Consider the following 14,232-nt stretch of genomic DNA (forward strand, 5'->3'; position numbering starts at 1 on the left):
GGTTCAAATGAAGACTTTTCAAAGCACCCTAACCTTTCACAGCCCAAATCGCGGAACGTTTAATATCACCGATGAAGTCAACCGCGTTATTGCTGAATCTGAAATCACGACTGGGCTTTGTCACGTCTTCTGTCAACACACCTCGGCGTCTTTGATCATTACCGAAAATGCCGACCCAACCGTGAGAGTGGACATTGAAAATTGGCTAAAGAAACATATTCCAGATGGCGATGCAGACTTTCAGCATCGAGATGAAGGACCAGATGATATGTCTGGACACCTACGCACTTTGTTGACTGAAACCAGTCATACCCTTCCAGTCAGTCATGGCCGTTTAAATATGGGCACCTGGCAAGGGTTGTTTTTATATGAACATCGCACAGGACGATTTCATCGAGAAATCGTCATTACCATACAAGGGTCTTAATCATGAAAAACCTGGGGTTTGAACCATCTCACTATGTATTGAAAGTATCCGGAAAACATAACTTAGTTTTCAAAACCAAGCATAATGATTCAGACTATTTAACAAAAGTAGCGAAAGACTTAATCGATCAACCGGATGGCCATTTCACACAATTTGAAATCCATCCAAGCGATCATGCAAATGGCGAAATGACTCAAGCAGAACATTTTGTTCGCCCCCATTTGTCGACAGAGCTTTAACGGTTACTTTTTAACCAATATTGGCATTTTTTGATTAGTAAGGATCGGTCAATCGGTTTGGCTAAATAATCATCCATTCCAGCATCTAAACAAGCCTGTTGATCGCCTTTCATCGCATTTGCAGTCAAGGCTATCACAGGCGTTTTTGCATTTATTGAATCGCTTGATCGCAATTCTCGAGTGGCTTGATAGCCATCCATAACCGGCATTTGACAATCCATAAACACCAAATCATAAGGTTTTTCTTCGAGTTGCTGCAGCGCTTCAACGCCATTGTTAGCAAGGTCACAACGTATCGCCATTTTGTTAAGTAAGGCCGTTGCCAATTTTTGATTAATAATATTATCTTCAACGACCAATACCCTAGCAGCTGGTATTTGCGGGTAATCCGGCGAATTGGGCCTCTCATTCATATCCTGTTTGACGATATTTCTAGATTGTAACCAGTGTGATAGATCACCAAATTTAATGGGTAATAAACGGGTTTTGATCTCGAGTTTTTCAATTGTCGCCTGCCATTTCATCGCTTGTGGGTAGGTTAATAGTAAGCTAAAGCTTGGCAGTTGGTTTTTCAAATCATTCAGCAAACTGAAGACATCGATATCTTGCTGCTCAATTACCGACAGCTCAATCCAAATAGTCGTTTTGGCTGTTAGGTGCTCGGATTCTTCGCTCAAAGTCATCATGTCAACAAAACGTACTTCTATGCCTAGCTGACTAAACCATTGCTGCCAGTCAGTATTAAAATCACCATATTGATTAACCCATATTAGGCTTTGCTTAGGTGTAAAGGATGTTAAACACGGCATTGTATCAACCCATTCACAGGGTAGATTAAAATAAAAAATAGAACCCGAATCCTTAACTTGGTAACGCGTATTCAGGCTAATTTCGGAATTAAACAGTCGCAATATACTTTGACTAATGGCTAATCCGAGCCCTGTCCCACCATGTACTCTTGTGTGAGAACCATCAACCTGAGAAAAGGCGTCAAATAACTTCTTTATCCCTTGTTCTGAAATACCCGGACCAGTATCTTCAATTTCAAATAAAAGCCTCTTAGAACCAGGTTTTGACAGGGAAACACGGAGGATGACCGAACCTTTATCGGTGAACTTAATGGCATTTCCCAGCAAGTTTAATAAAACTTGGCGCAAGCGCACAGCATCAATATTGATAGCGCTAGGTACTTCAGGTGTAATAAAGTACTGTAAATATAATGACTTAGATTGTGCAGCGGCAGCCACCATATCAATGGTTTTGTCTAAAAAAGGTAAGAGCTGGAAGGCTTCATAATGCAATTCCAATTTACCAGCTTCAATTTTTGAAAAATCTAAAATATCATTAATTATTTCCAATAACGACTCAGCACTTTGTTTGACGGAATCTGCTAACTCTTGCTGCTGTGGATGCAATTCTGAGTCCATTAGCAGTTGAGTCATCCCTAGAACACCATTCATTGGCGTTCGAATTTCATGACTCATATTGGCTAAAAACTCCCCTTTTAAACGGCTTGAATCTTCAGCTATTTGCTTGGCACTTTCCAACTCCGCAATCAGCGCTTGATTAGAAATATGTAATTCAAATGCCTCTTGAATTGCATGGCGGTATTTCTGGGCAGCCTGTTGGATAAGTAGCATATAAAAACCAATCACTATGGCAAATAACAATCCATGCTGATCAAACAATAAAATGAAGCTGACCACTAATGGCAAGACGGAAAGCGTTAAAAAGGTTAAAAAATAAGATCTAATTGGCGAAAGCGTTGCAACACTTCCAGACGAAATTCCAGCAATCATAATGGCTAAAATTGCTTGAATTTCAGTATCATTGGTATCAAAAAACAGTAGGGTGACTAGTAGCCAACCCAGACCAGATAACGCAATCCAATATAAATATTGGCGCTGAATCTTAAAGGTATTTGATTCGAGCAGCTGATGCTTAAAGTTTTGCCCTTGATGGATTCTTAACCCATTTATTCCCATCATAAAGCCAAGCCAAATGAATAAATTGACCGTATCAACTTTTCCAAACAGCATCAAGAAAAGTAGCAATGCAACTGCAATATTACCTAAGCCACTGACAAGCGTATTGTCTAATACCAGTTGCAACTGCTGTTTTTGCAGCCAAAGATTACCTTGATTCATATTAGTCAGCTACTGGTGATTAATTTTGGGAAAAAAACATTCTAAAATAACTCAACCTCAGATTCTTTAACGCACTCTATACGATTCCGTCCATTACTTTTAGCTTGATAAAGGGCTGAATCGGCATATTTGTAGACTTCTTCTTCTATATAGTTTTGGTGTGGATCCATCAATAATACCCCTATCGAAATTGTCATTTTCAACCAGGGAGGGTTTCCTGAATGTTCGATATCAAGATCAACTACTGCTTGACGGACTCTATCTGCCATCTGTTTTCCATCTTCTGGATTTTCTACTTCAAATAGTACTGCAAATTCTTCTCCCCCCAACCTAAAACAAATATCTCCAGCACGATTAAAACTATTATCTAGAGCCGATGCGACCTTCTTAAGTGCATAGTCTCCTACTTGATGACCATAGGTATCGTTATATTTTTTAAAATTATCAATATCTAACATTAAAAAACATAACCAACGTTGATCTCGTTTAGCTCGATTTATTTCTAAATGCAATCGTTGATTGTAATATCGACGATTATAAAGTCCGGTTAGTTCATCTTTGATGGCAATCTCTTCTAAACGCTTTTGAGCAGTAATATCTTGTCTTAATGAGATGTAACCAATTAAATTGCCAAAAGGATCATAATCAGGGGATATTCTGCTTTTGACCCAATAATACCCCCCATCCTTCCTTAGATTTTTAATTTCTCCAACCCAAGTTTTTCCAGATTGAATCGTTTGCCATAATTCTTTGTAAAAAGAACTCGGCATATCCGGGTGTCGGACAATATTTTGATTTTGGCCAATTAATTCTTCACGATGATAACCTGAAATGTCGCAGAAAAAGTCACTGACGTCCAAGATATTTCCATGGGTATCAGTCCGTGACATAATCAATTGACTGTTGACCAAGTTCACTAGGGTTTCAACTTGAAAGGCTTTTAAGTGTTGTTCCGTTATGTCTAAAACCGTTCCAATGGTTCTTAGGACATTGCCCTGTTCATCAAAATCGTGAAACCCTTTCTCTTGGACATATTTTTGCGTTCCATCCCCACAAATGATTCGATGCTTCACTTCATAACTTGATTTATCTTGTAATGATTGCTGATAAGCATCATTTACCAGATCAACATCATCTGGATGAATAAAACCAATAAATAATTCAAAATCTGGGATAACGGATTGAGGTTCTAACCCAAAAATTCGAAACACTTCATCTGACCAAACTAGACGGTCATTAGTAGACTCTAGCATCCAATGACCCATTTTTGAAAGTTTTTGGGCTTGATTAAAACTTCTTGTTAAAACATTCAGAGTTTCTACTTTTTCAAGTAACTGCTCATTTAAAACTTCTACTTCATGTCTGACAGAGATCAGTTCGGAAATGTCATTAAATGTAATAATAATTTGCGTTAAATTATGGGTTTCTAGGTCTTTTAAAAAAACCGCATTAAGTTGAAGCCATTTTATTTTTTGATTGACCAGTTGTACTTGAAGCTTTCTACCTTTAATCGGCTTTTTAGCGTTAAGTATTTGAAAAATTGGGTTTTGGCTTTCGTTATAAACAATTCCTTCTTCATCGAAATACTTAAATGAAACCTCTGAAAGTTTTTTTCCTAAAAGTTGATCTCTTGAAAAGTCAAAAACTGCTTCAGCAGAGCCATTTAAATCAAGAATAATACCTTCTTTATTAAAAATTAGAGCAGCTTCAAACATGCCTTCAATCAAATTTTTACTGTTTATCAAGCCCTTCTTATCCTTTGTTTTCTTGTGTTAGCTGATAACGGGCAATCCGTTTCGATAAGGTATGCAAGCGTTTAAAGGCATCCACCATTTGCATTTCCAATCTAAAAATCATCATACGTTGTGCATCAGCCTTAAAATTACGCGTTTGATGTTCCAAAGCCGTTTGAATAAGATGATCGATTTTTGATTTGACCGATAAAACCACCAACGCCTTTTCCGAATCTTTTTCAATCAAAGATAATAAGGCGTGATCCATACCGTGACCGACTTCTTTCGATAAATCACCCAGTAAATTAATCATGGTAGGACTGGGCTGAATTTTATTTTCAAAAGCCTGATGTTTTGCCTGAATAATACCTGCTTCTATCGACTCTATCATCGATTCAATAATATTCACGACACTGATCAATTTGGTATAACGAACTTGAAGCTTCTCATCCAAATCTGCTCGGCTAATTTTGCCCAAATAAAACAAAATCTCTCGCTGATATCGCTTTAATCTGCCTAAATAGGTATCTTCAATCGAAATACGATTTAAATTAATGAAATCTTTACTGTCCGTACTTCTTTTAAAGAATCGAATATATTTATCCCGAAAGTTATTCAATTCCATCAGCACCGCTTCCATTGCCAACTCAGGGGCTTTCAATAAAGAGTCATCTAAAAATTGCGGTTTAATGTCTGCTTGATTGTTTTCTGTTTCATTCACTGGCACAAATTTATAAACAACCCATACAAAAAGTGAAATCATCGGCAAAAATAAAATTAAAGCACTGAGCTTAAATAACGTATTTGCATTTGCAATTTCACGCGGCGTATTTTCAGCCAACGTTTGCATAGTCGTTATATCAACAGGTGTTGAATGAGAAACCCAAACAGAAAGGGCAGCTAAGGCTCCAATAAACGGCAACCAGATTAAGACCCCTAAGATATTAAATCCGACGTGAATTAAAGCAGAACGTACCGCATCCCGTGATTTGCCAATGGCTGCTAACATGGCAGTTACACAAGTACCAATATCCGCACCCATTGATAGCGCAATCCCTGCTGGTAGCGTTAAAAAGCCATTACTAGCCATAACAATCACTATCCCAATGGTGGCGGATGAGGATTGTACCAAAGCGGTAAAAACCAGTCCAACTAATATGCCATAAAAAGGATTTTGCATTTGAGTCATTAAATTCAGAAAGGGTTCATAGGATCTAAGAGGAGCCATGCCTTCGCTCATTAAATTCATACCAAAGAAAATTAGCCCTAATCCTAATATGAGTTCACCAATATGACGCATTTTGCTACGTTTAGCAAAAAACTGAATTGAAAAACCAACTGCAATCATTAATAACGCCAATTTGGTAATTTTAAACGCCACTATTTGCGCTGTTATGGTTGTCCCCAAATTCGCCCCCATAATGACACTAGCAGCTTGGGTCACCGTCATTAATCCAGCAGAAACAAATCCCACCACCAAAACTGTGGTTACGGATGAGGATTGAATGACAGCCGTTACTAATGTTCCAGATAGTGCCCCTGAAATTCGATTTACAGTCAGTTTACTCAGTAAATTTTTCATTTGTTCGCCAGCAACTGTTAGCAAACCTTTAATAAGTAAATCTAATCCAAATAGAAATAAGGCTAAGCCGCCCAATAACGTCATAATCATCGTTGTCCAATCTAATTGAACGGTATAGTCATCCGCTGCAAAACTTTGGCTAACAAAGATGAGTAACAACGCAAATATCGATACTGATTTAATGTGTTGCATAGGCTTATCGTAATCCTTTTAAGTTAACTTTTAATCGTAACCGAATCTACTTAAAAGAGGAATTTAATTATCCATCAAAATCCTCTAAAACATTGACTAAATGGGAGTTTATCGGTATCTTTACGCCTTATAAAAACCTTTTATAGAGATTACCAAAAATTATGAATTTATTGGCTTTCAATTTGCCATTCGTTGTTTTGCTCCCCTTTATCGGTGCAATCTTTGCTGCTTGGTCTGCCCGATTCAATCGCTTGGCCGCTGCTTGGGTCAGTGGTTTTATTGCTCTCAGCGCTTTAGTCACATTAATTCCCTCTGCTTACCAAGTCTTTTCTGGTCAAACCATTTTGCAAAGCTGGGATTGGATTCCCGCTATTGGGCTATATTTTTCTTTTCGACTAGATGGCTTAGCACTGCTATTTGCTTTACTGATTTTAGTAATTGGAATTTTGGTCATTTTTTACGCTCGATATTATTTGGCTGCCAAAGATTCAATGGGGCGTTTCTTTGCTTATTTATTAATGTTTATGGGATCGATGCTTGGCATAGTTCTATCCGAAAACTTGATTCAATTGGTAGTTTTTTGGGAACTTACTTCCATTACTTCATTTTTATTAATTAGTTATTGGCAGCATCGAAAAGAGGCACGACAAGGTGCCAGAATGGCATTGGCCATAACCGGCGCAGGTGGCTTAGCGCTATTAGCGGGGGTATTGCTGTTAGGCAATGTTGTTGGTAGTTATCAATTAACCGATGTTCTGGCATCTGGCAATTTAGTACGAAATAGTCCTCTTTATTTGCCTATTTTAGGATTAATTTTATTAGGCGTTTTTACTAAATCTGCACAATTTCCTTTTCATTTTTGGTTGCCCCATGCAATGGCAGCACCAACTCCCGTCTCTGCCTATCTGCACTCGGCAACCATGGTTAAAGCTGGGATTTTCTTATTAGCGCGTTTTTTCCCAATTTTATCTGGGACCCCTGAATGGTCTTGGTTAGTTGGGGGTGCTGGCATGATTACCCTTATTATTGGCGCTTATACCGCCTTTTTTAAACATGATTTAAAAGGACTATTGGCCTATTCCACCATCAGTCATCTTGGGTTAATTACACTATTATTTGGATTTGGCACACAAATGGCCGCGGTTGCAGCGATTTTTCATATTATTAACCACGCAACTTTTAAAGCCTCATTATTTATGGTCGCTGGCATTATCGATCATGAAACCGGATCGCGAGACATGCGAAAATTAAATGGTTTAATTAAATATATGCCACATACCGCCTTTTTAGCGATTATTGCATCTGCCGCAATGGCCGGCGTCCCATTATTGAATGGATTTTTAAGTAAAGAAATGTTTTTTGAGCAGGCTGTTACTGCCAGTCAAGCATCCCATTCTGCCTGGATGATTCCCATTTTAGTAACGATTGGGGGTGTGCTATCGGTTGCCTATTCAATTCGGTTTATCCACGATGTATTTTTTAATGGTGAACCCATTAATTTGCCAAAGATACCGCATGAACCGCCGCGTTTTATGAAAATTCCCGTCGATTTACTGGTGATTATTTGTTTAGCCGTTGGTATTTTTCCAAACTTAACGGTCGCCCCTTTATTAGAAATAGCAGTCGCTGGAACGTTACAATCTGCGCCTCCTCATTATAGTTTGGCAATTTGGCATGGCCTTACACCCGCACTCATTATGAGTTTAATTGCATTAACTGGCGGCATCCTGTTTTACTTTTTACGTCACCGATTATTTAAATTTTATGATCAACACTTTAGACAAATTGATGCCCGACACTTTTTTAACATAGTTATGAATAATCTCTTTTCAATCGCTAATGCAGTAACGCACCGGTTTGATAAAGGCTCTTTACAAAACGCTTCTGCTTGGATTGTATTTTCGGCACTCTTTTTTACCGCTTATGGTTTTGCAATCCAAGACACGCCATTATTTGGTGAAAGACCCATGTTGCCGGTTGATGCCATTTCACTGATGCTTGCGATTGGCTTAATGTTAACGAGTATTGTTTTGGTCTTTATTCACCGTCAACGATTATTAACGCTCATTGTGATTGGCATGATTGGATTGGTTTTATCTTTAACGTTTGTCAAATTTTCAGCGCCTGACTTAGCTTTAACCCAATTATCTATTGAAGTTGTGACCATTATTTTATTGCTATTAGCCTTGTATTTTTTGCCACAAGCGACGCCTAAAGAAATCGGAAAAATGCGTTTATGGCGAGATGGCATCTTAGCAGTATTGTCAGGGGTCGGTATTACCTTATATACGCTTGCCGTATTAACGAGAGATTATCAAACCATTGCTGATTATTTCTTAGCCAATAGTGTTACTGGCGGTGGTGGTAGTAATGTGGTCAACGTGATTTTAGTCGACTTCCGTGGATTTGATACCTTAGGAGAAATTACGGTGCTGGCTTTGGCAGGCCTGGGTGTTTTTGCTATGTTACAGAATATGAAATTACCTGCCCCTAAAAATGATATTGAAGGTCGGTTATGGAGTAATGATTCTCACCCATTAATTATGCAAACTTTTACCCGTTTGCTTTTACCGTTAATGATAATGGTGGCCATCTTTATTTTCTTAAGAGGTCATAATTTACCTGGCGGTGGATTTATTGCTGGGTTAATCGCTTCTGTCGCGTTGATTGTTCAATACTTATCAAATGGCATTCATTTAACCAGTGAACACTTTAAAGTCAATATGAATTGGGCAATAGGGTTAGGGTTATTAATTGCTGTTACGACCGGACTAGTTGCAATGGGAATTGGTTTCCCTTTCTTAACCTCTGCCTTTACCCATTTAAATTGGCCAATTGTTGGCGAATTTGAAGTTGCCAGTGCTATTGCATTTGATTTGGGTGTATTTTTAGTTGTGGTCGGAGCAACCGTAATGAGTTTGGTTCAATTAGGTCGATTGAGTTTCGCATCTCATCACCCAAAAGCTAAGGAACAAAAGTAATGGAATTATTAGTTGCGCTTTCCATAGGGGCACTAACTGCCAGTGGGGTGTTTTTAACTCTCCGTGCTAGAACCTTTCCCGTGGTATTAGGGCTAACATTATTAGCTTACGCGGTTAATTTATTTTTATTTGCAATGGGTCGATTAACCATTGGGCTACCTCCGATTATTGATCCTGCACAAGGTCAATATGCTGATCCACTTCCTCAAGCATTAGTTCTTACTGCCATTGTCATTGCGTTTGGGATGACAGCATTTTTGATTGTATTGGCTTTAAAAGCCCGTGCGGAATTAGGAAATGATCATGTTGATGGGTTGAATTTAGCAAAAGATGAAGCTTCTTTAGATCATACATTACCCCCTAGAAAACCTCAAAAACAAGCAGGAAAAACAATATGACAAGCCTGCCTTTTTTGCCCTTGGTTGTCCCTTTACTTATAGGAATTAGTCTTTTACTCATTCAATCACTGGGTTTAAAACACCAACGATTTGTTAGTTTGATGGGTGCTGTTGCTTTAGTTTGGATCAGTATTGAAAGCCTATTCGTTTCGTTAACCGGCGAACCACAAGTCTTTATTTTAGGAAACTGGGCAGCGCCTTTTGGCATTGTATTAGTATTAGATCAATTATCAGCTATGATGGTGCTTATTACATCTCTATTGGCTATGAGTGCTATCTGGTATGCCATCTCGCAGAAAATTGATAATAAAGGCGCACATTTTCATACCTTATTTCATATTCAATTATTTGGATTAAATGGCGCTTTTTTAACGGGCGATGTCTTTAATTTATTTGTATTCTTTGAAGTATTATTGCTTGCATCCTATGGATTGATATTACATGGTGGCGGACGTTTAAGAACCAAAGCGGGATTGCATTATGTAGTAATAAACTTAATTGGGTCGACATTATTCTTATTTGCCGTAGGCGCTTTATACGGTATTTTGGGTACGTTAAATATTGCTGATATGGCTGTTAAAATTGCTGAATTGCCAGTTGAGGATTATGGTATTGTCAGTGCAGCTGGATTGTTATTATTACTGGTTTTTGGTCTTAAAGCAGCCATGTTCCCACTCTATTTATGGTTACCTCAAGCCTATGCCAATGCACCTGCTCCAGTTGCTGCGTTATTTGCCATTATGACCAAAGTTGGGCTTTACGCCATTATTCGAGTTCATGGCACCTTATTTGGCAGCACAGCAGGAGATCTGGCGTATTTCTATATGCCTTGGTTATTGATATTGGGGTTAATCACTTTATTATTAGCCGCTTTGGGCGTTTTAGCTGCAAGAGGCTTAAGAGAACAGATTGCTTATTTAGTTTTAACATCCGTTGCGACTTTATTAATTGGCATTGGTTTAAATAGCCCTGCCGCTCTATCGGCCAGTTTATATTACTTAATTCATTCCACTTTAATTGCCGGTGGTTTCTTTTTATTAGCCGATATGATTGCTCAGGGACGTGGCATTTATGATGATCGATTTGAATCTAGTAAACCCATTTTTAAAGGGATTCTATTAGGCAGCTTCTTTATCTTTGCCGCCATTGCCATGACGGGCTTACCGCCCTTATCAGGATTTTTTGGAAAGTTTTTAATTTTAGCTGCTGCTTTAGAACATGATTGGTTTGCCATTATTATGGCAACCATGTTAATTTCCAGCCTGTTTATGATTATCGCGGTAGCAAAATCAGGCTCTCAATTATTTTACCAAACCCAAATTCATCAAAAACCTGAAGGGAATCTCTTTAGTAAAAAAGCGTTTCTCGCGGTGGTTTTATTACTAGGAATCAGTCCCGTTCTAGTCATTTTAGCTAATCCAATTAGTGCTTTCACTGACAGTACCACTTTGCAATTACTCGATAAAATTCAATATATTGACACGGTACTGAATACCTTACCAATTGAGAGGGTACAGCCATGAAATCATCGGAACCGCGTAAATTCATTCAATTATTACCGCATCCCGTTTTAACAATGGTGTTATGGATTATTTGGCTTTTACTCAATAATACCTTAGCACCAGGACATATTGTCTTAGGATTCATTTTGGCCGTTATTATTCCATTGTTAACTACATCATTCTGGCCTGAAAAAATAATACTATCCAACCCTTGGGTTATTTTTAAATTTTTCTGGGTGGTAATTTGGGACATCTTAATTGCGAATATGGTCGTGGCTAAATTAATTTTAGGGCCTAGTCGCCGCTTAAAGCCTGGGTTTGTATTAATAGACTTAGAAATACAACATCCTTTAGGTATCAGTATTCTAGCCAATACGATTTCTCTGACGCCAGGGACAGTTTCTTGCGATGTTTCACCGGATCGAAAACAATTAAAGGTTCACGCTTTGCATTTAGAGAATGAAATGGATACGATTCACGAAATTAAACAGCGTTATGAAACGCCCTTAATTAAGGTCTTTCAATCATGTTAACTATGGCACTTGAAATTGCATTTTTAATGGTCGGATTGGCTTTATTGTTTAATTTTTACCGACTCATTAAAGGGCCTTCCCTACCTGATCGAATCCTTGCACTAGATACCATTTATATCAATAGCATTGCTATTTTAATTTTATTTGGGATTTATCAGCAAAGTGCATTGTATTTTGAAGCCGCGCTACTCATAGCAGTGATGGGATTTGTTGGAACCGTTGCGTTAAGCAAGTATTTGCTGCGTGGCGATATTATGGAATAACTAATATGCTTGAAAATATCTTAGCTATATTAATTTTAGTTGGTGCTTTTTTTACGTTGGTGGGATCAATTGGATTAATTAAATTACCCGATTTTTATATGCGATTACATGGGCCAACAAAAGCGACCACCATGGGCGTCGGCTCAATTTTAATCGCCTCAGCAATTTACTTCAGTCAAAAAGAGAGTGGTGTCAGTGCCCATGAAGTTTTGATTACATTATTTCTATTTATAACCGCACCCATTAGTGCACACTTGATGGCTAAAGCAGCACTACACATTCAAACCCATCAAAGCGAACAAACCCAAAAAAAATGACCAGGCCTGGTCATTTTTATTCAAAATTGAAATCGTCTAAATCAGGAGCAGGTGGATTTCCGTTATAAATAAGGTTGGTTCGATACTGTAAATAACTTTCACGCATAAAAATATACGGATCAGGTTGTTGTTTCACTTCAGTTAGCAACATTTCTACCTTGGTATAATCATCAAAGCTTTCTCCAAGAAATAGATAAATCTGACCATAAGCATCGGTTTGAATTATATTTTTATAAGATGGGTTATAACTGCTATCGACCACTCTGCCGAATAAATCTCGAGTGGTGTAAGGGCCAACCAAAGGCAGCATTAAATAGTTCGATTCTGACCATAATCCCCAAACAGCCAATGTTTGCCCCAAATCTTCTTTTTGATAGGGTAAACCTGCCGGCGTTGCAATATCAATTAAACCTAATAAGCCAAAAGTGCTGTTTAACGTAAACCGCATAAAGCTATTTAAACCGCTTTCAATATTACCTTGTAATAGGGCATTAATCACATTCAAGGGTTCATTTAAATTATTAAAAAAATTACTCACACCAGTTCGAGCCGGTGAAGGCACAACCGCTTTATAAGCTTTCACGACCGGTTCACCAATGACATTATGAAAATGCAAATTAAACTGGAACATAGCGCGGTTAAAACTTTCATAAGGATCGGGGTTATTTGCAGGTGTAGATGCCCCTTGTACAAAAACTGGCACACATAAATACAAAAATAAGATATAAGCTTTTAGTTTCATTGAATGAGTGTATTGATCCAATTTAATTGAGTGGTTGTGTGCACGGAATTTTAACCGCTAACAAAGTTTCTTTAAAAATTTCTAATGTTTCTATTAACGAAAAACTTTGTCGCCAAGCCATCACCACCGTTCTTTTTGCGGCTGAATCAGCTAATGGAATGGTATCCAGTAATTTATCTTGATTTTGACAGGCGCTACACGGCAATATTGTAATACCTGACCCAGACCCTACCATATAACGAATCGTTTCCAAGGAACTCCCTTCAAGGCTCTTTTGTAATGGACTTTGTAAAGCTTTATGCATGAGTAATTTAGGATAGGCCGTTAAAATTTGATCTCTAAAGCAATGACCAGATCCTAATAACAAAATCGATTCGTTTTCGATATCTGCCAAATCAACAGCGTTGCATCTGCTCAAAGGATGTCCTTTAGGAACCGCTAGTTCAAAATTTTCTTCATATATCGCTAAAGTCTCAATATTATCCGCTTCAAGGGGTAGAGAAGCAATAATTATATCCAGTTCACCGGTTTGGAGTTTTTCTAATAAAACATGGGTGTAATTTTCTTCAATCAATAATCGTATATTATCGGCTTTTTGATGAAATTCAGAAATAAAATGCGGTAGTAAATAGGGGCCTATCGTATAAATAACGCCAATTTTCAATTCCGTAACAGTCGAGTTTTGTTTTTGACCAATTTGTTTAATCGATTCCATCTTAGCCAAAATGTCTTTTGCCATTTCAACGATAACTTTGCCATAAGGGGTAATAAGAACATTATTCTTTTGACGTTCAAAAAGGGTAATGCCCAGTTCAGATTCTAATTTTTTAATGGCAACACTTAGAGTGGGCTGACTGACAAAACATTTTTCAGCTGCTTTTCGAAAATGCTTTTCCTTGGCTAAAGCAACACAATATTTCAATTCATTTAATGTCATAGTTTCTATACACAAGAAAGAATATAAAGGATATATATTTTATTTCTTTTTTGTTTTTATTCTTATTAGGAGCTGCTTTATTAAAGGATAAGTCTATTATTTATTTAAAAATCAAATCCTTAAGCTGTTGATAACTGGTAGCGTAAGTTTAAATGAAAGCACACAATCAATTGTGGATGAATTGTGCATAAAAATGGGTTGGTTCAATCTATGAAAATCTATTCACAATGACTAACAGC

Annotated in this window: 13 protein-coding genes; 8 read left to right on the top strand and 5 right to left on the bottom strand. The window is 37.8% G+C overall.

Going from position 1 to position 14,232, the window contains the following annotated elements; translation table 11 throughout:
- Positions 1–7: 7 nt before the first annotated feature.
- Complete coding sequence (locus CYQ88_RS01780; RefSeq protein WP_101839626.1) at positions 8–427, top strand: secondary thiamine-phosphate synthase enzyme YjbQ; 420 nt, start codon at positions 8–10, stop codon at positions 425–427.
- 2 nt (positions 428–429) lie between these two features.
- Positions 430–666, top strand: a complete 237-nt coding sequence (locus CYQ88_RS01785) for a hypothetical protein (protein WP_101839627.1) — start codon at positions 430–432, stop codon at positions 664–666.
- Here CYQ88_RS01785 and CYQ88_RS01790 read toward each other — a convergent pair.
- Genes CYQ88_RS01790 through CYQ88_RS01800 form a run of 3 tightly spaced genes read right to left on the bottom strand, consistent with a single transcriptional unit; the run spans position 663 to position 6,320 of the window.
- Positions 663–2,813 (bottom strand): response regulator, encoded by a 2,151-nt coding sequence (locus CYQ88_RS01790; protein ID WP_101839628.1) that lies wholly within the window; start codon positions 2,811–2,813, stop codon positions 663–665. The genes CYQ88_RS01785 and CYQ88_RS01790 overlap by 4 nt on opposite strands.
- Positions 2,814–2,854: 41 nt before the next feature.
- A complete protein-coding gene (locus CYQ88_RS01795; protein WP_101839629.1) occupies positions 2,855–4,558 on the bottom strand; it encodes a diguanylate cyclase in 1,704 nt (567 codons plus the stop codon).
- A 7-nt stretch (positions 4,559–4,565) separates the two neighbouring features.
- The gene (locus CYQ88_RS01800) at positions 4,566–6,320 is read right to left on the bottom strand and encodes a Na/Pi cotransporter family protein (RefSeq protein ID WP_101839630.1); all 1,755 of its coding nucleotides are present in this window, start codon (positions 6,318–6,320) and stop codon (positions 4,566–4,568) included.
- Positions 6,321–6,481: 161 nt separating this feature from the next.
- Here CYQ88_RS01800 and CYQ88_RS01805 point away from each other — a divergent pair, with 161 nt between their 5' ends.
- Genes CYQ88_RS01805 through CYQ88_RS01830 form a run of 6 tightly spaced genes read left to right on the top strand, consistent with a single transcriptional unit; the run spans position 6,482 to position 12,314 of the window.
- Positions 6,482–9,301, top strand: a complete 2,820-nt coding sequence (locus CYQ88_RS01805; protein ID WP_101839631.1) for a monovalent cation/H+ antiporter subunit A — start codon at positions 6,482–6,484, stop codon at positions 9,299–9,301.
- Positions 9,301–9,699, top strand: coding sequence for a Na+/H+ antiporter subunit C (locus tag CYQ88_RS01810; RefSeq protein ID WP_101839632.1), 399 nt, complete (start codon positions 9,301–9,303; stop codon positions 9,697–9,699). Before CYQ88_RS01805 ends, CYQ88_RS01810 begins: the two co-directional genes overlap by 1 nt.
- Positions 9,696–11,222: a monovalent cation/H+ antiporter subunit D gene (locus CYQ88_RS01815; RefSeq protein WP_101839633.1), complete on the top strand. Its 1,527-nt coding sequence runs from the start codon at positions 9,696–9,698 to the stop codon at positions 11,220–11,222. The genes CYQ88_RS01810 and CYQ88_RS01815 overlap by 4 nt, the downstream gene beginning before the upstream one ends.
- On the top strand, positions 11,219–11,734 hold the full coding sequence (locus CYQ88_RS01820) for a Na+/H+ antiporter subunit E (RefSeq protein ID WP_101839634.1): 516 nt from the start codon (positions 11,219–11,221) through the stop codon (positions 11,732–11,734). Before CYQ88_RS01815 ends, CYQ88_RS01820 begins: the two co-directional genes overlap by 4 nt.
- Entirely contained in the window at positions 11,728–11,997 is a 270-nt protein-coding gene (locus CYQ88_RS01825; protein ID WP_101839635.1) for a K+/H+ antiporter subunit F, read from the top strand. Before CYQ88_RS01820 ends, CYQ88_RS01825 begins: the two co-directional genes overlap by 7 nt.
- 5 nt (positions 11,998–12,002) lie before the next feature.
- Positions 12,003–12,314 carry a Na+/H+ antiporter subunit G gene (locus CYQ88_RS01830; RefSeq protein ID WP_101839636.1) on the top strand — a complete coding sequence of 104 codons (312 nt, stop codon included), beginning with the start codon at positions 12,003–12,005 and terminating at the stop codon, positions 12,312–12,314.
- A gap of 16 nt (positions 12,315–12,330) precedes the next feature.
- Here CYQ88_RS01830 and CYQ88_RS01835 read toward each other — a convergent pair whose 3' ends face one another.
- On the bottom strand, positions 12,331–13,056 hold the full coding sequence (locus CYQ88_RS01835) for a VacJ family lipoprotein (RefSeq protein WP_101839637.1): 726 nt from the start codon (positions 13,054–13,056) through the stop codon (positions 12,331–12,333).
- A gap of 22 nt (positions 13,057–13,078) precedes the next feature.
- Positions 13,079–13,993, bottom strand: coding sequence for a hydrogen peroxide-inducible genes activator (locus tag CYQ88_RS01840; RefSeq protein WP_101839638.1), 915 nt, complete (start codon positions 13,991–13,993; stop codon positions 13,079–13,081).
- Between the last annotated feature and the right edge of the window lie 239 nt (positions 13,994–14,232).

This window comes from Hydrogenovibrio sp. SC-1, from assembly GCF_002848135.1.
GTDB lineage: Bacteria > Pseudomonadota > Gammaproteobacteria > Thiomicrospirales > Thiomicrospiraceae > Hydrogenovibrio.

Bases quoted from the DNA above. Each gene is read 5' to 3' on its own strand.
- CYQ88_RS01835 (WP_101839637.1), bottom strand. From the start codon at position 13,056: ATGAAACTAAAAGCTTATATCTTATTTTTGTATTTATGTGTGCCAGTT.
- CYQ88_RS01830 (WP_101839636.1), top strand. From the start codon at position 12,003: ATGCTTGAAAATATCTTAGCTATATTAATTTTAGTTGGTGCTTTTTTT.
- CYQ88_RS01800 (WP_101839630.1), bottom strand. From the start codon at position 6,320: ATGCAACACATTAAATCAGTATCGATATTTGCGTTGTTACTCATCTTT.
- CYQ88_RS01810 (WP_101839632.1), top strand. From the start codon at position 9,301: ATGGAATTATTAGTTGCGCTTTCCATAGGGGCACTAACTGCCAGTGGG.
- CYQ88_RS01825 (WP_101839635.1), top strand. From the start codon at position 11,728: ATGTTAACTATGGCACTTGAAATTGCATTTTTAATGGTCGGATTGGCT.
- CYQ88_RS01815 (WP_101839633.1), top strand. From the start codon at position 9,696: ATGACAAGCCTGCCTTTTTTGCCCTTGGTTGTCCCTTTACTTATAGGA.
- CYQ88_RS01840 (WP_101839638.1), bottom strand. From the start codon at position 13,993: ATGACATTAAATGAATTGAAATATTGTGTTGCTTTAGCCAAGGAAAAG.
- CYQ88_RS01785 (WP_101839627.1), top strand. From the start codon at position 430: ATGAAAAACCTGGGGTTTGAACCATCTCACTATGTATTGAAAGTATCC.
- CYQ88_RS01790 (WP_101839628.1), bottom strand. From the start codon at position 2,813: ATGAATCAAGGTAATCTTTGGCTGCAAAAACAGCAGTTGCAACTGGTA.
- CYQ88_RS01780 (WP_101839626.1), top strand. From the start codon at position 8: ATGAAGACTTTTCAAAGCACCCTAACCTTTCACAGCCCAAATCGCGGA.
- CYQ88_RS01805 (WP_101839631.1), top strand. From the start codon at position 6,482: ATGAATTTATTGGCTTTCAATTTGCCATTCGTTGTTTTGCTCCCCTTT.
- CYQ88_RS01820 (WP_101839634.1), top strand. From the start codon at position 11,219: ATGAAATCATCGGAACCGCGTAAATTCATTCAATTATTACCGCATCCC.